Source organism: Pseudomonas sp. B19(2017), from assembly GCF_002113165.1.
In the GTDB taxonomy this organism is placed as follows: Bacteria; Pseudomonadota; Gammaproteobacteria; order Pseudomonadales; family Pseudomonadaceae; genus Aquipseudomonas.
On the sequence record NZ_NEJR01000012.1, the window covers coordinates 44,000 to 66,886 of the forward strand.

Consider the following 22,887-nt stretch of genomic DNA (forward strand, 5'->3'; position numbering starts at 1 on the left):
CGCGAAGAGGCCGGCACAGGCAGCACATGAGCCAGCGGCCATGTGTCGCCCCTGATACCGCCAAGGCCCCAACCCGCACCAACTCCGCTATCATGCCCGGCACGTTCCACCTCGCGAGTCCGCCATGCGCCGCCTGTTTTTCCTGCTGTTCCTGCTGCTGGCCAGCCCTGTCTTCGCCACGGGCCTGCTCGACAACCGCCCCAGCGCCACCCTCGGTGCTGCGTCGCTGGCCAACAATGCCGAGTTCCTGCCGGTACACGAGGCCTTCAAGCTCAGCCTGGTCCAGGCCGATGCGCAAACCATCAAGCTGCGCTTCGTCGCCACCGATGGCTACTACCTCTACCGGCACCGCTTCCAGTTCCGCACCGAACCGGCCGACATTGCCCTGGGCACGCCAAACATCCCCAAAGGCGAGGCCAAGCACGATGAATTCTTCGGCGATGTCGAGGTGTACCACGGCGTGCTCGACATCGACTTGCCGCGCAACGACCCGCGCGCCTTCACCCTGCTGGTGGGCTACCAGGGTTGCGCCGACAAAGGTCTGTGCTACCCCCCGGAAACCGCACGCCTGAGCATCGATGGCGAAGCCGGCGCAAGCACGTCGGCCGCCGCTGAACGGGCCTGGACCTGGAAGTCGCTGCTGCTGTTCTTCCTCGCCGGGGTCGGCCTTACCTTCACCCCCTGCGTGCTGCCGATGCTGCCGATCCTCTCCGGTGTGGTGCTGCGTGGCCAGGCCGGCGGCCTGCGCGGGCTGGCGCTGTCGCTGGCCTATGTGCTACCGATGGCAGCCAGCTTCGCGGTACTCGGCGCCCTGATGGGGCTGTTCGGCGCCGGCCTTAACCTGCAGGCGCGCCTGCAGTCGGCCTGGGTGCTGGTGCCCTTCGCGCTATTCTTCGTGGTGTTCGCCCTGGCCATGTTCGGCTTGTTCGAACTGAAACTGCCGCAAGCCCTGAACAACCGCCTGAACAACGTCGCCAGCCACACCCGGGGCGGCTCGTTGCTGGGTGCGGCAATACTCGGCGTACTCTCCAGCCTGCTGGTTTCGCCCTGTGTGTCGGCGCCGCTGGCCGGTGCGTTGCTGTACATCAGCGCCAGCGGCGATGCCTTGGGCGGCGCACTCAAGCTGTTCGCCCTGGGCCTGGGCATGGGCGCACCCTTGCTGCTGGTGGCCACCGGCGGCGCGGCCTGGCTGCCGAAGAGCGGCCCTTGGCTGAATACGGTGAAGAACGCCATCGGCGTGCTGCTGCTGGGCCTGGCCATCGGCTTGCTCAGCCGTGTGTTGCCAGGGCCGGTGACCTTACTGCTGGTCGGGTTCCTCGCCGCGGGCGTAGCGCTGTTCCTCGGCGCCCTCGAGTTCGTCGTCAAGACCGCACGCCAGCGCCTGGCCCAACTGCTTGGCCTGGCCTTGCTGGTGTATGCCCTGGCCTGCTGGTACGGCGCCCTCAGTGGCCAGGGCGACCCGCTACGCCCACTGCCGCCTGCAACCATTGTGGCCACCGGCAACGGCCCGACGGTGCAGGCGGATAGCTGGCAGACCGTCACTACCCCCGCCGCACTGGACGCCGCACTGGCCCAGGCCAAGGCGGCTGGCCAGCCGGTGTTGCTGGACTGGTACGCCGACTGGTGCATCAGTTGCAAGGTGATCGAGCGAGAGGTGCTCACCGCCCCGCAGGTGCAAACGCAACTGGCCGGCTTCAAGCTGCTGCGTTTCGACATCACCGAAAGCAATGCCGAACAACGCAGCCTGCTCGACCGCTACCAGTTGTTCGGCCCTCCCGCCCTGTTGTTCTTTGCAGCGAACGGTAGCGAAATAACCGCTGATCGGGTCATTGGCGAGATAAATGGCGGTGAATTTGCGCAAATTCTGACACGCGTGCGCGACAAAGTCGGTCTATAACTTCCCGCAAGCTGTGAAAAATCCTGAAATCAGTGACCGGATTCAATTGTTTGGTCACATACTTCGCGCGAACCTCGGACATCGTGCTGGCTATTGCCGGGAACTGGACACTTGCCGTCGCTTTACGGCACACTCGCCGCGCTGTGTCGAATTGCCCTACAAATCCAAGGAATCCGCAGATGGCAACGCTACTGGTGCTTCACGGCCCCAACCTCAACCTGCTCGGTACCCGCGAGCCTGGCCACTACGGCGCCGTGACCCTGGCCCAGATCAACCAGGACCTGGAGCAACGTGCCCGCGCCGCAGGCCACCATCTGCAATACCTGCAGAGCAATGCCGAATACGAACTGATCGACCGCATTCACGCCGCACGCAATGAGGGTGTGGACTTCATCCTGATCAATCCGGCTGCTTTCACCCACACAAGCGTCGCATTACGTGACGCATTGCTTGCGGTGAGCATCCCATTCATCGAAGTGCACCTGTCCAACGTGCACAAACGCGAACCGTTCCGTCACCACTCCTACTTTTCCGATGTTGCCGTAGGGGTGATCTGCGGCCTGGGCGCCAGCGGTTATCGCCTGGCCCTGGAGTCCGCGCTGGAACAACTGGCTGCCAACGCACAGCCCAAATGATGAAAACCCTGGCCTCAGTGGGCCAGGGTTCGAGAGAAACGTTTCAGATACGTTTTTTTGTATTTCGCCCCCTGACCGAACCTTTGGGAGTTGATGATTAATGGATATCCGTAAAGTCAAGAAACTGATCGAGCTGCTGGAAGAGTCTGGCATCGACGAGCTGGAGATCAAGGAAGGCGAAGAGTCGGTCCGTATCAGCCGTCACAGCAAGACCCCGGCTGCCCAGCAGTTCTACGCGCCTGCGCCGATGGCTGCCGCTCCTGCTGCTGCCCCGGTTGCCGCTGCTGCCCCGGCCGCCGAAGCCGCTGCTGCCGCCCCGGCCCTGAAAGGCACCGTGATCCGCTCGCCAATGGTAGGCACCTTCTACCGCAAGCCTTCGCCGACCTCGCCGAACTTCGCTGAAGTTGGCCAGACCGTGAAGAAAGGCGACACCCTGTGCATCGTCGAAGCCATGAAGATGATGAACCACATCGAAGCCGATGTTGGCGGTGTCATCGACGCCATCCTGGTAGAAGACGGCCAGCCGGTTGAGTTCGACCAGCCGCTGTTCACCATCGTTTGAGTCGCGGAGAGCCAACGATGTCTGGGAAGCTCGAAAAAGTCCTGATCGCCAACCGCGGGGAAATTGCCCTGCGGATCCTGCGTGCCTGCAAAGAGCTGGGTATCAAGACAGTCGCCGTGCACTCCACCGCCGACCGTGAACTGATGCACCTGGGCCTGGCAGACGAGTCGGTCTGCATCGGCCCTGCATCGTCCAAGGATTCCTACCTGCATATCCCGGCAATCATCGCTGCCGCCGAAGTGACTGGCGCCACCGCGATCCACCCGGGCTACGGCTTCCTGGCGGAAAACGCCGATTTCGCCGAGCAGGTGGAAAAATCCGGTTTCGCCTTCATCGGCCCGAAAGCCGACACCATTCGCCTGATGGGCGACAAGGTTTCGGCCAAGGACGCGATGATCAAGTCGGGCGTACCGACCGTGCCGGGTTCCGATGGCCCGCTGCCGGAAGATGAAGAAGTCGCCCTGGCGATTGCCCGTGACGTCGGCTACCCGGTAATCATCAAGGCCGCCGGTGGCGGTGGTGGTCGCGGGATGCGTGTGGTGCACAAGGAAGAGGACCTGATTGCCTCTGCCAAGCTCACCCGTACCGAAGCCGGTGCCGCCTTCGGCAACCCGATGGTCTACCTGGAGAAGTTCCTGACCAACCCACGCCACGTGGAAGTCCAGGTACTGTCCGACGGCCAGGGCAACGCCGTCCACCTCGGCGACCGTGACTGCTCGCTGCAGCGCCGTCACCAGAAGGTACTGGAAGAAGCACCAGCCCCGGGTATCGACGAGAAAGCCCGTCAGGAAGTGTTCAAGCGCTGCGTCGATGCGTGCATCGAGATCGGCTACCGTGGTGCCGGTACTTTCGAGTTCCTGTACGAGAACGGCCGCTTCTACTTCATCGAGATGAACACCCGCGTGCAGGTTGAGCACCCGGTGTCGGAGATGGTCACTGGTATCGACATCGTCAAGGAGATGCTGAGCATCGCCGCTGGCAACAAGCTGTCGTTCCGCCAGGAAGACGTGGTCATCCGTGGCCATGCGCTGGAATGCCGGATCAACGCCGAAGACCCGAAGAAGTTCATCCCGAGCCCAGGCAAGGTGAAGCACTTCCACGCACCGGGCGGCAACGGCGTGCGGGTGGATTCGCACCTGTACAGCGGTTACTCGGTTCCGCCGAACTACGACTCGCTGATCGGCAAGCTGATCACCTACGGCAAGGACCGCGACGAAGCCATGGCGCGCATGCGCAATGCCCTGGACGAGATCGTCGTCGACGGCATCAAGACCAACATCCCGCTGCACCGCGACCTGGTGCGTGATGAAGGTTTCTGCAAAGGCGGCGTCAACATTCACTACCTCGAGCACAAACTGGCCAGCCAGGAGTGATCGCGTAGTGTGATGTACTGAAAACCCCGGACTTGTGCCGGGGTTTTTTATTGCCTGGGGGATACTGGGGCCGCTTTGCGGCCCATCGCGACACAAGGCCGCTCCCACAGGATTTATGCTGCCCTTGAGCCTTGTGCGGTACCTGTGGGAGCGGGCATGCCCGCGAAGAAGGCTACGCGGTGGATGGCACCGGCTGCGCCGGTGTTCGCGGGCACGCCCGCTCCCACAGGTACTGCACCAGCTTCAAGAGCTGCAAAATCCTGAGCGGCCTGTGTCGCAAAATGGCGCAAAGGGCCCCCAAAGGCCCTACCCCTTCATCCTCGGCATCTCGATGTGATGCTCATGCACCCGCCGGTACAAGGTCGCCCGCGATATCCCCAGAGCCCGCGCCGCATCGGCCGGCTTCCAGCGATGGCGGATCAGCGCATCCAGCAACAACTGCCGCGCTGGGCAGGCCCCCCCTCTTTCAACCGACGACACAGCCTCACCGCGCACCTCCTTCGGCAAGTCCTGTAACTGCACCTGCCCGCCCTCACTCACCGCACAGGCATAGCGCAACACCTGCCGCAACTGGCGCAAGTTCCCCGGCCAGCGGTAAACCAACAGCGCCTGCAGCGCATCATCCGCCAACACCACCTCGACCCCGCAGGCCTCGGCCTCCTCGGCCAGCAACTGGTGAATCAGCCCCAGGCGGTCCTCGCGCTCGCGCAGCGGCGGCAATTCGAAGCGGGCATTGGCCAGGCGAAAGTACAGATCCTCGCGAAAACGTCCATCCTCCACCATCGCCGCCAAATCGCGGTGGGTCGCGCAAATCACCTGGATGTCCACCCGCTCCCGCCGCGCCGCGCCCAACGGCGCCACTTCCCCCTCGGCCAGCACCCGCAGCAACCTGGTTTGCAGGTTCAGCGGCATGTCACCGATTTCGTCGAGGAACAGCGTGCCGCCATCGGCCTGCTGCAACAGCCCCTGCATGCCTTTGCTGGATGCCCCGGTAAAAGCCCCGGCGACATAGCCGAACAGTTCGCTCTCGATCAGGCTCTCCGGGATGGCCGCGCAGTTGAGGGTGACGAACGGGCCATCGCGACGCAGGCTTTGCTGATGCAGCTGGCGGGCGAATACTTCTTTGCCGGCCCCCGTCTCGCCTTGCACCAGCACCGCCAGGTTGCAGTCCTTGACCCGTGTGGCCAGGCGCAAATGCTGCTCGATACGGGCGTCCTGGGCCTGGCGCAACGGCTGCACACGCTGGCGTTGCTGTGGGGCGCTGACACGGCCATACAGCCCCCCCAGGCCGGGCAGGCGCTGGGCCGACGACGCGCTTACCCGGCGCAGCTGGTCGATGTCGAACAGCTCGCCAATGTGCTCGGGCAAACGTCCCAGGCGCTCCACCAGACGCTGCCGCGCCAGGCTGTTGATCGCCTGCAGGCGGCCATCGCCATCCCAGGCCAGCAAGTAGTCGGGCTGGCTTTCCACATAGCCCGGCGTGCCATGGGCACGCATCACCCAATGGCCCTGGGCGCTGTGCATGAAGAAGGCATTTTCGATCTCGCGGGCGGTCTGCTCGACCAGTTGGCGGATCAGGTGCTGGCTGCGGCGGTCGTCCGGCGACTGCAAGGCCGAGACATCCACCACGCCCAGCAACTCGCCCAACGGGTCGAACACCGGCGCCGCCGTACAGGTCAGGCCAATGAACGCCGCGCGGAAGTGGTCGCGCTTGTGCACCGTGACCGGGGCCTTGCTGGTCAACACCGCCGCCACACCGCAGGTGCCTTCCTCGCCCTCCGACCAGCAGGTACCCAGGTACAGCCCGGCCTTGCGGCAGTCGTTGCGAATGGCTGACTCGACCCGGTAATCGATGGTGCGCCCCAGGGCGTCGGTGAGCAGCACGCAGTAGTCGGCACCGCGTACCCGTTCATGCAGGCGGGCCACGGCATCGCTGGCGATGCGCAGGAACACTTCGGCGCGTTCGCGACATTCGTTGAGCAGGCTTTGGGACAGGATGCGCGGCCCCTGCTGGGACCCGGGGTCGAGGCGGTACAGCTCCATGGAGCGGCGCCATGAATCGAGGATCAGCGGTGGCACCGGCGCCTGCGGCAGGCGGTCGGCATTCTTCAGCACCCTGCTGACGCAGTCGACATGGGCTCGGGAGTTCGCGGCAAGCATTCAGGCCCTCCGGTTCTCATTGCTGTTTTTATCGTTGTCCGGCCATTAAGCGCTTCCAGGCCTGCCCCGACAAGCACTGTGTGATTACCGGCCAGCTTGAGACGCAGCGTCTCAGCGTCTCGCCAGCGTCGGCCCCGCGCTGGCACCGGGCGTCTCGCCAGCCCAACCATCCGCCCCTGCCGAAGCGAACGAAAACCGCTCTATTGCAGGCACTTCAGCCAATACAACAGAAGCTGGCACCGCGCTTGCTCCTGCCTTGGCAAACAAAAATACGAGGTGCGCCATGCCGCTACCCGCCCCGACCGTCGGGATCATTGCCAACCCTGCCTCTGGCCGCGACCTGCGCCGCCTGACCGCCAATGCCGGGCTCTATTCGAGTACCGACAAGGCTTCGGCGATCCAGCGCCTGCTGGCCGCCTTCGGTGCCACCGGCATCGGCCAGGTGCTGCTGCCCAGTGACATGACCGGCATCGCCGCCGCCGTGCTCAAGGCCAGCCTGGGCCCGGTCGCCCGCGACCAGCACTGGCCGCCCATCGAGATACTCGACCTGCCGCTGACCCAAACCGTTGCCGATACCCGCCTGGCGACTCGCCGCATGGTCGAGCGCGGCGTGGCGATGATCGCCGTGCTCGGCGGCGACGGCACCCACAAGGCAGTCGCCGCCGAGGCCGGCGACGTGCCGCTGCTGACCTTGTCCACCGGCACCAACAACGCCTTCCCCGAACTGCGTGAAGCCACCAGTGCCGGCCTGGCTGGCGGCTTGCTTGCCAGCGGCCGGGTACCGGCCAGCATCGGCTTGCGCCGCAACAAGCGCCTGCTGGTCAAGGTACCCGAGCAGCGGCTTGCCGAATGGGCCCTGGTGGAAGTAGCGGTGTCGCCCCAGCGCTTCGTCGGCGCTCGGGCATTGAGCCGCAGCGAGGACCTATGCGAAGTCTTCGCCTGTTTCGCCGAACCCCATGCCATTGGCCTGTCGGCCTTGTGCGGCCTGTGGTTCCCGGTTTCGCGCCAGGCCCCGCACGGTGCCTGGGTACGCCTGAACCCCGGCGCCGAGCAGGCGCTGCTCGCGCCGCTGGCACCCGGCCTGCTGCAAGGCTGTGGCATCACAGCCAGTGGCCCGCTCTCGCCCGGCGTCGCCCACCGCCTGAGCCTGGCCAGCGGCACCCTGGCGCTGGACGGCGAACGCGAAATCGAATTCGCCGAGCACGACAGCCCCACCATCACCCTCGACCACCAAGGCCCATTGAGCGTGGACGTCGAGGCCGTGCTGGCGCATGCCGCCCGCCATCACCTGCTGGCCGTACCGCGCGGCCACCGGTTGCACCCTGCAAACCCGTGTTGAGACAACCTGGAGAACAACAAGATGTCCAATCAACTCAGTACCGAACAATTGCTGCATGCCTATGAAGTGATGCGCACCATCCGCGCCTTCGAGGAGCGCCTGCACGTGGAGTTCGCCACCGGCGAGATCCCCGGCTTCGTCCACCTCTACGCCGGCGAAGAGGCATCCGCTGCCGGTGTCATGGCCCACCTGCGCGACAGCGACTGCATCGCCTCGACCCACCGCGGGCATGGCCACTGCATCGCCAAGGGCGTGGATGTGTACGGCATGATGGCCGAAATCTACGGCAAGAAGACCGGCGTGTGCGGGGGCAAAGGCGGCTCGATGCATATCGCCGACCTGGAAAAAGGCATGCTTGGCGCCAACGGCATCGTCGGTGCCGGTGCCCCGCTGGTGGCCGGGGCGGCGCTGGCGGCCAAGATCAAGGGCAAGGACGATGTGTCGGTGGCCTTCTTCGGCGATGGCGCTTCCAACGAAGGCGCGGTGTTCGAAGCCATGAACATGGCGTCGATCATGAACCTGCCGTGCATCTTCGTCGCCGAGAACAACGGCTACGCCGAAGCCACCGCCTCGACCTGGTCGGTGGCCTGCGACCATATCGCCGACCGCGCTGCCGGTTTCGGCATGCCCGGCGTCACCATCGACGGTTTCGACTTCTTTGCCGTGTACGAGGCCGCTGGTGCAGCCATCGAACGCGCACGTTCCGGGCAGGGCCCGTCGCTGATCGAGGTCAAGCTCAGCCGCTACTACGGCCACTTCGAAGGCGATGCACAAACCTACCGTGCGCCCGATGAAGTGAAGAACCTGCGCGAATCCCGCGACTGCCTGATGCAGTTCCGCAACAAGACCACCCGCGCCGGCCTGCTCACGGCTGCGCAACTGGACGCCATCGACGCCCGCGTCGAGGACCTGATCGAAGACGCCGTGCGCCGCGCCAAGTCCGATCCCAAGCCACAGCCCGCCGACCTGCTCACCGACGTCTACGTCGCCTACCCCTGAGCCGCGGATTACAAGAACAAAAGGAGAACCACCATGGCAAGAAAGATCAGCTACCAGCAGGCCATCAACGAAGCCCTGGCCCAGGAAATGCGCCGCGACAGCACGGTATTCATCATTGGCGAAGACGTTGCCGGCGGCGCCGGTGCCCCTGGCGAAGATGACGCCTGGGGTGGCGTGCTGGGCGTGACCAAGGGCCTTTACCACCAGTTCCCGGGGCGCGTGCTCGATGCGCCGCTATCCGAAATCGGCTACGTCGGTGCCGCCGTCGGTGCCGCTACCCAAGGCCTGCGCCCGGTGTGCGAGCTGATGTTCGTCGACTTCGCCGGCTGCTGCCTGGACCAGATCCTCAACCAGGCCGCCAAGTTCCGCTACATGTTCGGCGGCAAGGCGGTCACCCCGCTGGTGATGCGCACCATGTACGGCGCCGGCCTGCGCGCGGCGGCCCAGCACTCGCAGATGCTCACCTCGCTGTGGACGCACATTCCCGGCCTGAAGGTGGTGTGCCCGTCTTCGCCGTACGATGCCAAGGGCCTGTTGATACAGGCGATCCGCGACAATGACCCGGTGATCTTCTGCGAGCACAAGCTGCTGTACAGCATGCAAGGCGAAGTGCCGGAAGAGGTCTACACCGTGCCGTTCGGTGAAGCCAACTTCCTGCGCGATGGCGATGATGTGACCCTGGTCACCTACGGCCGCATGGTGCATGTGGCGCTGGAGGCGGCCAACAACCTGGCCCGCCAGGGCATCGACTGCGAGGTGCTGGACCTGCGCACCACAAGCCCGCTGGACGAAGACAGCATCCTGGAAAGCGTGGAAAAGACCGGCCGCCTGGTGGTGATCGACGAAGCCAACCCGCGTTGCTCCATGGCCACCGACATCAGCGCACTGGTAGCGCAGAAGGCCTTCGGCGCGCTCAAGGGGCCAATCGAGATGGTCACTGCGCCGCATACCCCGGTGCCGTTCTCCGACGCCCTGGAAGACCTGTACATCCCTGACGCGGCGAAGATCGAGGCTGCGGTACGTAAAGTGATCGAAGCCGCAAGGAGTGCCGCATGAGCCAGATCCATACCCTGACCATGCCCAAGTGGGGCCTGTCGATGACCGAGGGCCGGGTGGACACCTGGCTCAAGCAGGAAGGTGACCAGATCAACAAGGGCGACGAGGTGCTGGACGTCGAGACCGACAAGATCAGCAGCAGCGTCGAGGCGCCATTCAGCGGCGTGCTGCGCCGTCTGGTCGCCCAGCCCGACGAAACCCTGCCGGTTGGCGCGCTGCTGGCAGTAGTGGTTGAAGGCGAAGCCGATGAGGCTGAGATCGATGCCGTGGTCCAGCGCTTCCAGGCCGAGTTCGTCGCCGAAGGTGGCGCCGACCAGGCTCAGGGACCGGCACCGCAAAAGGCGCAAGTGGGGGATCACCTGCTGCGCTGGTTCGAGCTGGGCGAAGGCGGCACGCCCCTGGTGTTGGTGCACGGCTTTGGCGGCGACCTCAACAACTGGCTGTTCAACCACCCGGCGCTGGCTGCCGAGCGACGGGTGATCGCCCTCGATCTGCCGGGGCATGGTGAGTCGGGCAAAGCCCTGCAACGCGGCGACCTGGATGAACTGAGCGAAACCGTGCTGGCCCTGCTCGACCACCTGGACATCGCCAAGGCCCACCTGGCCGGCCACTCCATGGGCGGTGCGGTCAGCCTGAACGTGGCGCGGCTGGCACCGCAGCGGGTAGCCAGCCTGAGCCTGGTGGCCAGTGCAGGGCTGGGCGAGGCCATCAACGGGCAGTACCTGCAAGGCTTCGTCGCTGCCGCCAATCGCAATGCCCTCAAGCCGCAGATGGTGCAGCTGTTTGCCGACCCGGCGCTGGTCACCCGGCAGATGCTGGAGGACATGCTCAAGTTCAAGCGCCTGGAAGGGGTGGACGACGCGTTGCGCCTGCTGGCATCGGCCATCGCCGACGGCGACCGTCAGCGCCATGACCTGCGTGGGGTGCTGGGCCAGCATCCGGCCCTGGTGGTGTGGGGCGGCAAGGACGCGATCATCCCGGCCAGCCATGCCGAAGGGCTGGAGGCCGAAGTGCTGGTACTGCCTGAGGCTGGGCATATGGTGCAGATGGAAGCGGCCGAACAGGTCAACCAGCAACTGCTCGCGTTCCTGCGCAAGCACTAAGCCTTTTTCGTGAGCCTGGAGAACAACAATGAACGACCTGAGCCACACCCACATGCGCGCCGCCGTCTGGCATGGCCGCAATGACATTCGCGTCGAACAGGTGCCCCTGCCGGCTGATCCTGTACCTGGATGGGTGCAGATCAAGGTGGACTGGTGCGGCATCTGCGGCTCCGACCTGCACGAATACGTCGCCGGTCCGGTATTCATCCCGGTAGAGGCACCCCACCCGCTGACCGGCATCCAGGGCCAGTGCATCCTCGGCCACGAGTTCTGCGGCCAGATCGCCAAGCTGGGTGACGGCGTGGAAGGTTTTGCCGTCGGTGACCCGGTGGCTGCGGACGCCTGCCAGCATTGCGGCACCTGCTACTACTGCACCCACGGCCTGTACAACATCTGCGAGCGCCTGGCCTTTACCGGCCTGATGAACAACGGTGCCTTCGCCGAACTGGTCAACGTGCCAGCCAACCTGCTGTATCGGCTACCGCAGGGTTTCCCGGCGGAGGCCGGGGCGCTGATCGAGCCACTGGCGGTGGGCATGCATGCGGTGAAAAAGGCCGGTAGCCTGCTAGGCCAGACCGTGGTGGTGGTCGGCGCCGGCACCATCGGCCTGTGCACCATCATGTGTGCCAAGGCAGCGGGGGCGGCGCAGGTGATTGCCCTGGAAATGTCCTCGGCGCGCAAGGCCAAGGCCAGAGAGGTTGGCGCCAGCGTGGTGCTGGACCCAAGCCAGTGCGACGCGCTGGCGGAGATCCGCAAGCTGACTGCCGGGCTGGGGGCGGATGTAAGTTTTGAATGCATCGGCAGCAAGCACACGGCCAAGCTGGCCATCGACACTATCCGCAAGGCGGGCAAGTGTGTGCTGGTGGGCATTTTCGAAGAACCCAGCGAGTTCAACTTCTTCGAACTGGTATCCACCGAGAAACAGGTGCTGGGGGCGCTGGCCTACAACGGCGAGTTTGCCGATGTGATTGCCTTCATCGCTGACGGCAGGCTGGATATTCGCCCGCTGGTGACCGGGCGGATCGGGCTGGAGCAGATTGTCGAGCTGGGCTTCGAGGAGTTGGTGAACAACAAGGAGGAGAACGTGAAGATCATCGTGTCGCCGGGCGTGCGCTGATTGCACCTCAAAGGCAACACGAAAACTGTGGGAGCGGGCGTGCCCGCGAAGCAGGCGACTCGGTGGATGGCACCGGCTTCGCCGGTGTTCGCGGCTAAAGCCGCTCCCACAGGTATTGCGCAAAGCTGGAAGTCACCGCTGGACCTGTGGGAGCGGGTTTACCCGCGAAGAAGGCCACGCGCTGCATGGCACCGGCTTCGCCGGTGTTCGCGGGCACGCCCGCTCCCACAGGGATCGCGTTCGCTGTTTCAGGATCCCATTCTGCGTCATACTCGGCAGACCTATTGCCCGGTCTTCGCCATGCGTTCACTGCTCCCCATCACCCTGGCCCTGATGCTCGCCGCCTGCGGCGATGGCGAATCGCTGCTCCCGCCGGACGCGCGCCTGCCTGACGGTGGGCGGTACCGGGGGCAGGTGGTCGATGGCCTGCTGCAAGGCGAGGGCCGGATCGACTACCCCAACGGCAGCTGGTACGCCGGTACCTTCAAGGACGGCCAATGGCACGGCCAGGGCGAGTGGCACGGCCGCAACGGCGAGGTGTACCGCGGCCAGTTCGCCGCAGGGCTGTTCCAGGGGCTGGGTGAGCTGACCACCCCGGGCAGCCACTATGCCGGCACCTTCAGCCACGGCCGCCGCGACGGCGAAGGCACCCTCAAGCAAGCCGACCAGACCTACCGCGGCCAGTTCAAGGATGACCTGTACGAAGGCGCCGGCGAGCTGGAACTGGCCGACGGCAGCCGCTACCAGGGCCTGTTTGCGAAGGGCAAGCCCAACGGTGCCGGGGTGCGCAGCGATGCCAGCGGCAACCAGTTCAGCGGCCGCTTCATCAACGGCCAGCTGGAAGGTAGCGGTACTTACGACAGCGTCGACGGCGAGCAGTACATCGGCGAATTCAGGAACAACCGCCTGGAGGGCCGTGGCCGCTACGAAAACGCCGAGGGTGATGTGTGGATCGGCGAATTCAAGGACGGCTCGCTGGTCGGTGAAGGCGAACTGCTGGGCAGCGACGGTAGCCACTACAAGGGCACCTTCGCCGACTGGCGCCTGTCGGGCCAGGGCAGCCTGCAACTGGCCGACGGCAGCAAGTACATCGGTGGCTTCCTCAACGATGCCTACCACGGCCAGGGCCGGCTGATCCTGGCCAGCGGCAAAGTCGAAAGCGGCACCTGGAGCAACGGCGTGCGCGTACGCGACCAGAACGGCAAGCTGTTGCCCGACCCGCTGGACCTGGCGTTGCTCAATCAGGGCCGGTTGCTGGACGAGGCGCTGGCCCGGGTTCCGCGTTCCACGCCACCGGTCCAGCTATACAGCCTGGTGGTGGCCGGCGATGGCCAGCAGAGCGTGTTCCTGCGCGAAGCCGACTACGTCAGCAATATGCTCAAGGTGCGCTTTGGCGCCCGTGGCCAGGTCACCTTGGTCAACCACCGCGACCACATGACCACCCGCGCCATGGCCACGCGCGAGAACCTTACCCGCGCCGCCCGCACCCTGGCCGAGCGTAGTGGCCCCGAAGACCTGGTGTTCATCTACCTCACCAGTCATGGCAGCCAGGACCATCAGCTGGTACTCGACCAGCCGCGCCTGCAGCTGGCCGATCTGTCTGCCGACGAGCTGGCGAGCGCGCTGGCGCCGCTGAAAAACCGCGACAAGGTGGTTGTCATATCCGCCTGCTATTCAGGGGGCTACATCACCCCGCTCAAGGACGAGCGTACGCTGATCATGACCGCCGCCCGGGCCGACCGCGTGTCCTTCGGTTGCTCGGAAGAAGCCGATTTCACCTACTTCGGCGATGCCCTGTTCGCCGAAGCGCTGAACCAGACCGACGACCTGAAACAGGCGTTTGAACTGGCGCGAGCCAGCGTTGCCGAAAGAGAACAAAGGGAAGGTTTCGAGGCCTCTGAACCGCAGCTGTGGGCGCCGCCGAGCGTGCTCGAGCACTGGCAGCACCTGCGCCGGCAACAGGCCGAAGAAGCATTGCGTAACGCCGCACAGGCCAATGTGGAGGGACAGGCGGAAACGTCACCCAGCCACTAAGCTTGTGTGTAACAAGGGAGAGACATCATGTATTTGACGCCTCAACATGTCCTGCTTGCTGGTGCCACGGGTCTGACAGGTGAACACCTGCTCGACCGCCTGCTCAACGAGCCCACCATTACCCGCGTACTGGCGCCTACCCGCCGACCCCTGGCCGAGCACCCGCACCTGGAAAACCCGGTGGGCGACCCGGCGGTGTTTCTTCCGCAGCTGGCCGGGCGCGTTGATATCGCTTTTTGCTGCCTGGGCACCACGTTGAAGCAGGCCGGCTCCGAATCGGCCTTTCGTGCGGTGGACCTGGACATGGTGCTGGCCTTCAGCAAGCGTGCCCGGGAGATGGGCGCGCGGCACCTGCTGGTAGTCAGTGCGCTGGGGGCCGACCCGAAATCTTCGATTTTCTACAACCGGGTCAAAGGCGAGATGGAAGAGGCGCTCAAGGCCCAGGACTGGCCGCAGTTGACCATCGTGCGGCCGTCATTGCTGCTGGGCGAGCGGATCGAGCCGCGGCTGGGCGAACAGTTGGCTTCGCCGTTTGCCAAGCTGATACCCGGGAAGTATCGGGGGATCGAGGCTTGTACTTTGGCCCGGGCGCTTTGGCGGCTGGCACTGGAGGAAGAGGACGGGGTGCGGATTGTGGAGTCGGATGAGTTGCGCAGGTTGGGCAAGAAATAGGCTTCACTTGTGACGGCCTCTTCGCGGGCACGCCCGCTCCCACCGGTACTGTGCCAGGCCTGAGGGCAATGCAGTACCTGTGGGAGCGGGCGTGCCCGCGAAAGGGCCATCACAGGCCACCGGTGGCCTGGAAGCCTACACCGGCCGCTGTCAGCAAGGACAAGGGCAGCAACAGGGTATCGAGCAGCATGCTCCCCGGCAGGTCCAGTCTCGGGTACGCCGGGGCATCAGCTCCATAATGATCGCGCGGGCAACAGCCGCCATTGATCACGTACAAATCCAACCGGGTACCGGCATACACCACCGGCGCCCCGGGCTTGTTGGCATCCAGCGTGCGCACCGTGGCGCAGCCACCGAGCAGCACCAGCATCAAAACCCCCGCCAGCGCTCGCTTCAATCATCCACTCCGTAGTGGTGTTCGCCCCAACGCGGCAACATGTCCTGGGGAATGTTCAGCAGGTTGAGAATGCGCGCCACGACAAAGTCGACCAGGTCGTCGATGGTCTGCGGCTGGTGATAGAAGCCTGGCGATGCCGGCAGGATGATTGCGCCCATGTGCGACAGCTTGAGCATGTTCTCCAGGTGGATGGCGGAAAACGGCGCTTCGCGCGGCACCAGGATCAGCTGGCGACGTTCCTTCAGAGCAACGTCGGCGGCACGCTCGATCAGGTTGTTGCAGGCGCCGGTGGCAATCGCCGACAGGGTGCCGGTGGAACAGGGCACCACCACCATCGCTGCCGGCGCGCCAGAGCCCGAGGCTACCGGCGACATCCAGTCTTCCTTGCCATATACCCGGATCTGCCCGTCGGCAGCACCTGTGTATTCGGTAAGGAACGTCTGCATTGCCTGGGGTTTGGCTGGCAGCACCACGTCGGTCTCGGTGGCCATCACCAGTTGCGCGGCCTTGGAGATCAGAAAGTGCACCTCGCGATCCTCGCGCACAAGGCAATCGAGCAGTCGCAGGCCATACTGGACGCCCGAAGCCCCGGTCATCGCCAGTGTGATGCGTTCCGGCCCGTTCACTGCAATGCCTCGGCCAGCTTGCCGTGCAGGCCGCCGAAGCCGCCGTTGCTCATGATCACTACATGGGTGCCTGGGCGGGCCTGGCCCTTGACCCGCTCGATGATCGCTTCGAGGCTGTCGGCCACCACGCTGGGCACTTTGCACTGGGCGGCAGTGCCCGCCAGGTCCCAGCCAAGGTTGGCCGGGGCGTACCAGATCACCTGGTCGGCGTCGTTGACGCTTTCCGGCAGGCCATCACGGTGGGCACCGAGCTTCATCGAGTTCGAGCGCGGCTCGATCACGGCGATCACCGGTGCCTCGCCAACGCGCTTGCGCAGGCCGTCGAGGGTGGTGGCGATGGCGGTGGGGTGGTGGGCGAAGTCATCGTAGATGGTCACGCCCTGCACTTCGGCCACCTTCTCCATGCGCCGCTTGACGCTCTTGAAGGCGCTCAGGCCTTCGATGCCCATGGCTGGCACCACGCCTACATGGCGCGCCGCTGCAAGGGTGGCCAGGGCGTTGGCGACGTTGTGCTGGCCAGTCAGCGCCCAGTCAACCACGCCCTGCGCTTCGCCCTCGAACAGCACTTCGAAGCGCGAGCCGTCGGGGCTGAGCAGACGGGCTTGCCACTGGCCACCTTCGCCAGTGGTCTGCACCGGGGTCCAGCAGCCCATGCCGATCACACGCTCCAGCGCCTGCTCGGTGGTGGGGTGGATGACCAGGCCTTCGCCGGGGATGGTGCGCACCAGGTGATGGAACTGCCGCTCGATCGAGGCCAGGTCGGGGAAGATGTCCGCATGGTCGAATTCGAGGTTGTTGAGGATCGCCGTGCGTGGGTGGTAGTGGACGAACTTGGAGCGCTTGTCGAAGAAGGCGCTGTCGTACTCGTCGGCTTCCACCACGAAGAACGGCGTGTCGCCCAGGCGTGCCGACACCGAGAAGTTCTGCGGCACACCGCCGATCAGGAAGCCCGGGCTCATGCCGGCGTGCTCCAGCACCCAGGCCAGCATACTGCTGGTAGTGGTCTTGCCATGGGTACCGGCAACGGCCAGCACCCAGCGGCCCTGCAGCACGTGATCGGCCAGCCACTGCGGGCCGGAAACATAGGGCAGGCCCTTGTTCAGCACGTACTCAACCGCCGGGTTGCCACGCGACATGGCGTTGCCGATGACCACCAGGTCTGGCGCCGGGTCCAGCTGGGCCGGGTCATAGCCCTGGGTCAGTTCGATGCCCTGGGCTTCGAGCTGGGTGCTCATTGGGGGATAGACGTTGGCGTCAGAGCCGGTGACGCGGTGGCCAAGCTCCTTGGCCAGCACCGCCAGCGAGCCCATGAAAGTACCGCAAATACCGAGAATGTGAATATGCATGGTCGACCTCGCAAAACATCGAGGCAGGGTAGCCCAGGGCGAGAAAAATCGCACACGATGTTTCGCTTAGTCGGCCCTGGTGATGCCGTGTTTGCGCAGTTTTCGATATAAGGTATTGCGGCTGATGCCCAAGTGTTCGGCGACACGGGTGAGGTGCCAGTGTTTTGCCTCCAGTATCTCCATTAGCGCTTGCCGTTCCGCGTCTTGCAAAACCTCGGTACCCACGGGCTCCCCATCAATTCCTGGACCAACGCCGGACCTGTGGGAGCGGGCGTGCCCGCGAACGAGGGCAACGCCCTCGCCCTGCGTTGCTTGATCGGACGTCTTCGCGGGCGCGCCCGCTCCCACAGGATTGGCGCTGCTGCAGACAATTGTGGGGAGATCCGAAAATGCTATGCGGGCATCTTCGCAAAGTGCCACCAGGGTACGCAGCACGTTGCGCATCTGCCGCACGTTGCCCGGCCAGGCAAAGTCGAGCAGTGCCTGGCGCGCCCTCGGCTCGATGTCGATCAGTTGCCCCTGCGCCTCCTGACGCAACAGAAAGTCCAGCAACTGCGCCTTGTCACTGCGCTCGCGCACCGCAGGCAACGCCACTTCCAGGCCATTCAGGCGGTAATACAGGTCCTCGCGGAAACTACCCTGCTCCACCCGCTCCAGCAGGTCACGGTGTGTAGCGCTGACGATGCGCACGTCGACCGCCTGCGGTTCGCCACCGATCGGCACCACCTGGCGTTCCTCCAGCACGCGCAGCAGGCGGGTTTGCAGGGCCAGTGGCATGTCGCCGATCTCGTCCAGCAGCAAGGTGCCGCCGTCGGCCTGCAACAGCTTGCCGCGCATGCCTTCCTTGCGCGCACCGGTAAAGCTGCCGCCGCGGTAACCGAACAGTTCGCTCTCGATCAGGCTCTCCGGGATCGACGCGCAGTTGATGGCGACAAACGGTTTGCCGCGCCGCTCGCTGGCCTGGTGCACGGCCTGGGCGAAGGCCTCCTTGCCGCAGCCGGTCTCGCCGCGCAACAGCAGCGGCACATCACGCTCGAACACCCGCACGCTGCGGCGGAAGTCGTTCTGCAAGGCCGGGTCGAGCAGGCATACAAGCGGCTCCACTTCCCGCGCAGGGCGCGGTTGGGCGGTGGGCACCGACCACACCGGTGCGCGCGCCTGGCCACGCAGGCTGGCGAACACCTGGCGCCCGTCCAGGGTATGCAGCGGCCAGGCCGTGCTGCCGCCGGGCGTGGCGCGGCTGAACAGTTCGTCGTGGCTGCATGCGAAAAAGCGTTCCAACGGTTTGCCCAGCACGCCACCCCGCACCGTGCCCAACAGGTTCAGCGCGCTCTGGTTGGCGGCACAGATGCGCCCGTCACCGTCGAACGCCAGCAGGCCTTCGCTGAACAGGCCGACCGACTCCGCCTGCAGGTGAAAACGCAGCAACCATTGCTGTTCGAAATGGCGCAGGAAGTAGCAGCTTTCGATCATCTTCGCCGACAGGTTGACCAGGGCCATGGTGTGGAACTGGCTCTGCCGGGAAACATCGGGCCGTGCCGAAGACACATCCAGCACCGCCAGCAGCTCGCCATGCGGGTCGAACACCGGGCTGGCCGAGCAGGTCAGGCCGGTGTGGCGACCACGGAAGTGCTCGTTCTGGTGAATGGTCAGCGCCTGGCGCTCAACCAGGCAGGTGCCGATGCCGTTGGTGCCCTCGCGCGCCTCGCTCCAGTCGGCGCCCAGCCACAGCCCGGCGCGCTCGAAGCTGCGTCGCTCGGTCGGCGCGCTGACGCAATTGAGGATCACCCCACGGGCATCGGTCAGCAGTACCGCATGCCCGGCCCCGGAAAGCTGCTGATGCAGGCTGTTCATTTCAGGGTCGGCAATCTGCAGCACCTGGCGCAGGCGCTCGCGGCTTTCCAGCAGGCGCCCGTGTTCGAGCACCACCGGGGCCTCGATAACCGACGGGTCGAGGTGGTAGTCCTCCAGGCAGCGCAGCCAGGAGCGGGCGATGGACGGGTCACTGCCGCCCTCCCCGGCCCCACCATGGGCGACGGTATGGACTTGCTGGGCATGGCGACTGAAATGGTTGCTCTGCATTGTTGTAGTTCTCCGCAGATAGAGAGTCCCGCCAGCATCCTCCACCCGCGAAGGCTTTGCAATGCACCCTCGGGTTACGTGTCGCAAATGGCACAAAGTGTCACCCCTGCGCGTACCGGTGCTGGCACAGCGACCGTGGGCATGGCACCGGACGCCGAGCCAAGTCATTGATTTTCCTGGTGCTCGAAACGCTGGCCCGACCTTTGCTCTACGCTTTCCAACTCCCTAACAAACACAATAGCCAGGAGACACACCATGCGTTACGCACATCCCGGTACCGAAGGCGCGAAGGTTTCCTTCAAGAGCCGCTACGGCAACTACATCGGTGGTGAGTTCGTTCCTCCGGTAAAGGGGCAGTACTTTGAAAATACCTCCCCGGTGAATGGCAAGCTGATCGCTGAATTCCCCCGTTCCACTGCCGAAGACATCGAGAAAGCCCTGGATGCCGCCCACGCTGCGGCCGACGCCTGGGGCCGCACGTCAGTGCAGGACCGCTCCAACGTTCTGCTGAAGATCGCCGACCGTATCGAGCAGAACCTCGAACTGCTGGCCATTACCGAAACCTGGGACAACGGCAAGCCGATCCGCGAAACCCTCAATGCCGACATCCCGCTGGCGGTTGACCACTTCCGCTACTTCGCGGGCTGCATCCGTGCCCAGGAAGGCGGCGCCGCCGAGATCAACGAAGGCACCGTGGCCTATCACATCCATGAGCCGCTGGGCGTGGTCGGGCAGATCATCCCGTGGAACTTCCCGATCCTGATGGCCGCCTGGAAGCTGGCCCCAGCCCTGGCCGCCGGCAACTGCGTAGTGCTCAAGCCGGCCGAACAGACCCCGCTGGGCATCACCGTGCTGCTGGAAGTGATCGGTGACCTGCTGCCAAAAGGCGTGCTCAACGTGGTGCAAGGCTATGGCCGCGAAGCCGGTGAAGCACTGGCCACCAGCAAGCGCATCGCCAAGATCGCCTTCACCGGATCGACCCCGGTCGGCTCGCACATCATGAAGTGCGCCGCCGAAAACATCATTCCGTCCACCGTCGAACTGGGCGGCAAGTCGCCTAACGTGTATTTCGAAGACATCATGCAAGCCGAGCCAAGCTTCATCGAGAAGGCGGCCGAAGGCATGGTGCTGGCGTTCTTCAACCAGGGCGAGGTATGCACCTGCCCATCCCGGGCACTGGTACAGGAGTCGATCTACCCGCAGTTCATGGAAGTGGTGATGAAGAAGGTGCTGCAGATCAAGCGCGGCGACCCGCTGGACACCGACACCATGGTCGGCGCCCAGGCCTCGCAACAGCAGTTCGAGAAGATCCTGTCGTACCTCGACATCGCCCAGAAGGAAGGCGCCGAACTGCTGACCGGCGGCAAGGTGGAAAAACTGGAAGGCTCGCTGGCCACCGGTTACTACATCCAGCCGACCCTGCTCAAGGGCAACAACAAGATGCGCGTGTTCCAGGAAGAAATCTTCGGCCCGGTGGTCAGCGTCACTACCTTCAAGGACGAAGCCGAAGCCCTGGCGATTGCCAACGACACCGAGTTCGGCCTGGGCGCCGGCGTGTGGACCCGCGACATCAACCGGGCCTACCGCATGGGCCGCGGGATCAAGGCTGGCCGCGTGTGGACCAACTGCTACCACCTTTACCCGGCGCATGCGGCGTTCGGTGGCTACAAGAAGTCCGGTGTCGGGCGTGAGACGCACAAGATGATGCTCGATCACTATCAGCAGACCAAGAACCTGCTGGTGAGCTACGACATCAATCCGTTGGGCTTCTTCTAAACCGCGTCGCGGCCTTCGCGGGCTCGCCCGCTCCCACAGGTATTGCACTGGTCTTGAACCTTGTGCGGTCCCTGTGGGAGCGGGCAAGCCCGCGAAGAGGCCAGGCCTGCATATACCAAACCCAGAGCGGAAACCGTACACCAACCGCTCTGGCTCGCTTCCTGCAGTAACCATCACCATCGGTCCGGAACCCGTCCGGCCACCAAGAAAAACAACAGGTGAATCTATGCCAAGCGATCATTCCGCCGGCTCGCCGGCAGGCTCGTCCGTCGACTTCGAAAAAGTCGGCTCGGACTATTTCCAGCAACGTGAACTGAAAAAAGGCGCCGCCGGCTGGGTCCTGCTGGTCGGTCTGGGGGTGGCCTACGTCATCTCCGGCGACTATGCCGGCTGGAACTTTGGCCTGGCCCAGGGCGGCTGGGGCGGCATGTTCCTCGCCACCCTGCTGATGGCCACCATGTACCTGTGCATGTGCTTCTCGCTGGCCGAGCTGTCGTCGATGATCCCCACCGCAGGCGGCGGCTACGGTTTCGCCCGCAGCGCCTTCGGCCCCTGGGGCGGCTTCCTCACCGGGACGGCGATCCTCATCGAATATGCCATCGCCCCCGCCGCCATCGCGGTGTTCATCGGCGCCTACTGCCAGTCACTGTTCGGCATCGGCGGCTGGATGATCTACCTGGCGTTCTACATCGTGTTCATCGGCATCCACATCTTTGGCGTGGGTGAGGCGTTGAAGCTGATGTTCATCATCACTGCCATCGCCGCCATCGCCCTGGCTGTGTTCCTGGTGAGCATGCTGCCCCATTTTGATGCAGCCAACCTGTTCGACATCGCCAAAACGGACGCCGTGGGCGCCAGCAGCTTCCTGCCGTTCGGCTACGTCGGCGTGTGGGCAGCCATCCCCTACGCCATCTGGTTCTTCCTCGCCGTAGAGGGCGTGCCGCTGGCCGCCGAAGAAACCAAGAACCCCAAGCGTGACCTGCCACGCGGCCTGATCGGCGCCATGCTGGTGCTGCTGGCCTTCGCCCTGCTGATCCTGGTGGTCGGCCCTGGCGGCGCAGGCTCCGAAGCACTGAAAGCCTCGGGCAACCCGCTGGTAGAAGCCCTGTCCAAGGCTTACGGCGGTAGTACCTGGATGGGCGGCTTCGTCAACCTGGTTGGCCTGGCTGGGCTGATCGCCAGCTTCTTTTCGATCATCTACGCCTATTCCCGGCAGATCTTCGCCCTGTCCCGCGCCGGCTACCTGCCGCGCAAACTGTCGGAAACCAACAAGAGCAAGGCCCCGGTACTGGCCCTGGTCATCCCCGGGATCATCGGCTTTGCCCTGTCGTTGACCGGCCAGGGTGACCTGCTGATCCTGGTGGCGGTGTTCGGCGCTACCCTGTCGTACGTGCTGATGATGGCCGCGCATATCACCCTGCGCATCCGCCGGCCGAAGATGGAGCGCCCATACCGCACCCCCGGTGGCATTTTCACCTCGGGCCTGGCCCTGGTGCTGGCCTGCATCGCTGTGGTCGCCGGTTTCCTTGTCGACCCACGGGTGGTGATTGGCGCCGCAGTGATCTATGCGGTATTAATTGCCTACTTTGCTTTCTACAGCCGCCACCATCTGGTCGCGGGAACACCGGAAGAGGAATTCGCCGCGATCCAGAAGGCCGAAGAAGCCTTGCACTGATCGCCGCCACCCGCCGCGGGGCAACCCGCGGCTCTGGA

18 protein-coding genes are annotated in these 22,887 nt (G+C 64.7%); 13 read left to right on the forward strand and 5 right to left on the reverse strand.

Going from position 1 to position 22,887, the window contains the following annotated elements:
- Positions 1–124: 124 nt before the first annotated feature.
- The 4 genes from CAF70_RS16950 to accC all read left to right on the forward strand — a co-directional run bounded on the left by CAF70_RS16950 (position 125) and on the right by accC (position 4,467).
- The gene (locus CAF70_RS16950) at positions 125–1,897 is read left to right on the forward strand and encodes a protein-disulfide reductase DsbD (protein WP_085626098.1); all 1,773 of its coding nucleotides are present in this window, start codon (positions 125–127) and stop codon (positions 1,895–1,897) included.
- Positions 1,898–2,076: 179 nt separating this feature from the next.
- Entirely contained in the window at positions 2,077–2,532 is a 456-nt protein-coding gene (gene aroQ / locus CAF70_RS16955; RefSeq protein WP_003255330.1) for a type II 3-dehydroquinate dehydratase, read from the forward strand.
- A 100-nt stretch (positions 2,533–2,632) separates the two neighbouring features.
- On the forward strand, positions 2,633–3,094 hold the full coding sequence (gene accB / locus CAF70_RS16960; RefSeq protein WP_085626099.1) for an acetyl-CoA carboxylase biotin carboxyl carrier protein: 462 nt from the start codon (positions 2,633–2,635) through the stop codon (positions 3,092–3,094).
- 17 nt (positions 3,095–3,111) lie between these two features.
- Positions 3,112–4,467, forward strand: coding sequence for an acetyl-CoA carboxylase biotin carboxylase subunit (gene accC / locus CAF70_RS16965; protein WP_085626100.1), 1,356 nt, complete (start codon positions 3,112–3,114; stop codon positions 4,465–4,467).
- A gap of 306 nt (positions 4,468–4,773) precedes the next feature.
- Here the strand turns inward: accC and CAF70_RS16975 are convergent, their stop codons facing one another.
- Positions 4,774–6,627, reverse strand: a complete 1,854-nt coding sequence (locus CAF70_RS16975; protein WP_085626102.1) for a sigma-54-dependent Fis family transcriptional regulator — start codon at positions 6,625–6,627, stop codon at positions 4,774–4,776.
- Between the two features lie 283 nt (positions 6,628–6,910).
- Here CAF70_RS16975 and CAF70_RS16980 point away from each other — a divergent pair, with 283 nt between their 5' ends.
- From CAF70_RS16980 to CAF70_RS17015, 7 genes are all read left to right on the forward strand, one after another.
- Positions 6,911–7,966 (forward strand): ATP-NAD kinase family protein, encoded by a 1,056-nt coding sequence (locus CAF70_RS16980; RefSeq protein ID WP_085626103.1) that lies wholly within the window; start codon positions 6,911–6,913, stop codon positions 7,964–7,966.
- Positions 7,967–7,987: 21 nt separating this feature from the next.
- Positions 7,988–8,965 carry a thiamine pyrophosphate-dependent dehydrogenase E1 component subunit alpha gene (locus CAF70_RS16985; protein WP_085626104.1) on the forward strand — a complete coding sequence of 326 codons (978 nt, stop codon included), beginning with the start codon at positions 7,988–7,990 and terminating at the stop codon, positions 8,963–8,965.
- A 33-nt stretch (positions 8,966–8,998) separates the two neighbouring features.
- Positions 8,999–10,021 (forward strand): alpha-ketoacid dehydrogenase subunit beta, encoded by a 1,023-nt coding sequence (locus tag CAF70_RS16990; RefSeq protein WP_010951829.1) that lies wholly within the window; start codon positions 8,999–9,001, stop codon positions 10,019–10,021.
- Complete coding sequence (locus CAF70_RS16995) at positions 10,018–11,124, forward strand: acetoin dehydrogenase dihydrolipoyllysine-residue acetyltransferase subunit (RefSeq protein ID WP_085626105.1); 1,107 nt, start codon at positions 10,018–10,020, stop codon at positions 11,122–11,124. Before CAF70_RS16990 ends, CAF70_RS16995 begins: the two co-directional genes overlap by 4 nt.
- Positions 11,125–11,176: 52 nt before the next feature.
- The gene (locus CAF70_RS17000) at positions 11,177–12,241 is read left to right on the forward strand and encodes a 2,3-butanediol dehydrogenase (RefSeq protein WP_256573305.1); all 1,065 of its coding nucleotides are present in this window, start codon (positions 11,177–11,179) and stop codon (positions 12,239–12,241) included.
- 300 nt (positions 12,242–12,541) lie between these two features.
- Entirely contained in the window at positions 12,542–14,275 is a 1,734-nt protein-coding gene (locus tag CAF70_RS17010) for a C13 family peptidase (protein WP_085626108.1), read from the forward strand.
- A 27-nt stretch (positions 14,276–14,302) separates the two neighbouring features.
- Positions 14,303–14,947, forward strand: coding sequence for an oxidoreductase (locus CAF70_RS17015; protein WP_085626109.1), 645 nt, complete (start codon positions 14,303–14,305; stop codon positions 14,945–14,947).
- Between the two features lie 109 nt (positions 14,948–15,056).
- Here CAF70_RS17015 and CAF70_RS17020 read toward each other — a convergent pair whose 3' ends face one another.
- The 4 genes from CAF70_RS17020 to CAF70_RS17035 form a co-directional block, all read right to left on the reverse strand.
- Positions 15,057–15,344, reverse strand: coding sequence for a YceK/YidQ family lipoprotein (locus CAF70_RS17020; RefSeq protein ID WP_085626110.1), 288 nt, complete (start codon positions 15,342–15,344; stop codon positions 15,057–15,059).
- Entirely contained in the window at positions 15,341–15,970 is a 630-nt protein-coding gene (gene ubiX / locus CAF70_RS17025; protein ID WP_085626111.1) for a flavin prenyltransferase UbiX, read from the reverse strand. Before ubiX ends, CAF70_RS17020 begins: the two co-directional genes overlap by 4 nt.
- Positions 15,967–17,316, reverse strand: a complete 1,350-nt coding sequence (gene mpl / locus CAF70_RS17030; protein ID WP_085626112.1) for a UDP-N-acetylmuramate:L-alanyl-gamma-D-glutamyl-meso-diaminopimelate ligase — start codon at positions 17,314–17,316, stop codon at positions 15,967–15,969. Before mpl ends, ubiX begins: the two co-directional genes overlap by 4 nt.
- A 66-nt stretch (positions 17,317–17,382) precedes the next feature.
- Positions 17,383–19,398, reverse strand: a complete 2,016-nt coding sequence (locus tag CAF70_RS17035) for a sigma-54-dependent Fis family transcriptional regulator (protein ID WP_085626113.1) — start codon at positions 19,396–19,398, stop codon at positions 17,383–17,385.
- A 255-nt stretch (positions 19,399–19,653) separates the two neighbouring features.
- Here CAF70_RS17035 and CAF70_RS17040 point away from each other — a divergent pair, with 255 nt between their 5' ends.
- Both CAF70_RS17040 and eat read left to right on the forward strand, forming a co-directional pair.
- On the forward strand, positions 19,654–21,174 hold the full coding sequence (locus CAF70_RS17040; RefSeq protein ID WP_046615983.1) for an aldehyde dehydrogenase family protein: 1,521 nt from the start codon (positions 19,654–19,656) through the stop codon (positions 21,172–21,174).
- Between the two features lie 226 nt (positions 21,175–21,400).
- Positions 21,401–22,849, forward strand: coding sequence for an ethanolamine permease (gene eat / locus CAF70_RS17045; RefSeq protein WP_085626114.1), 1,449 nt, complete (start codon positions 21,401–21,403; stop codon positions 22,847–22,849).
- Positions 22,850–22,887: the final 38 nt, after the last annotated feature.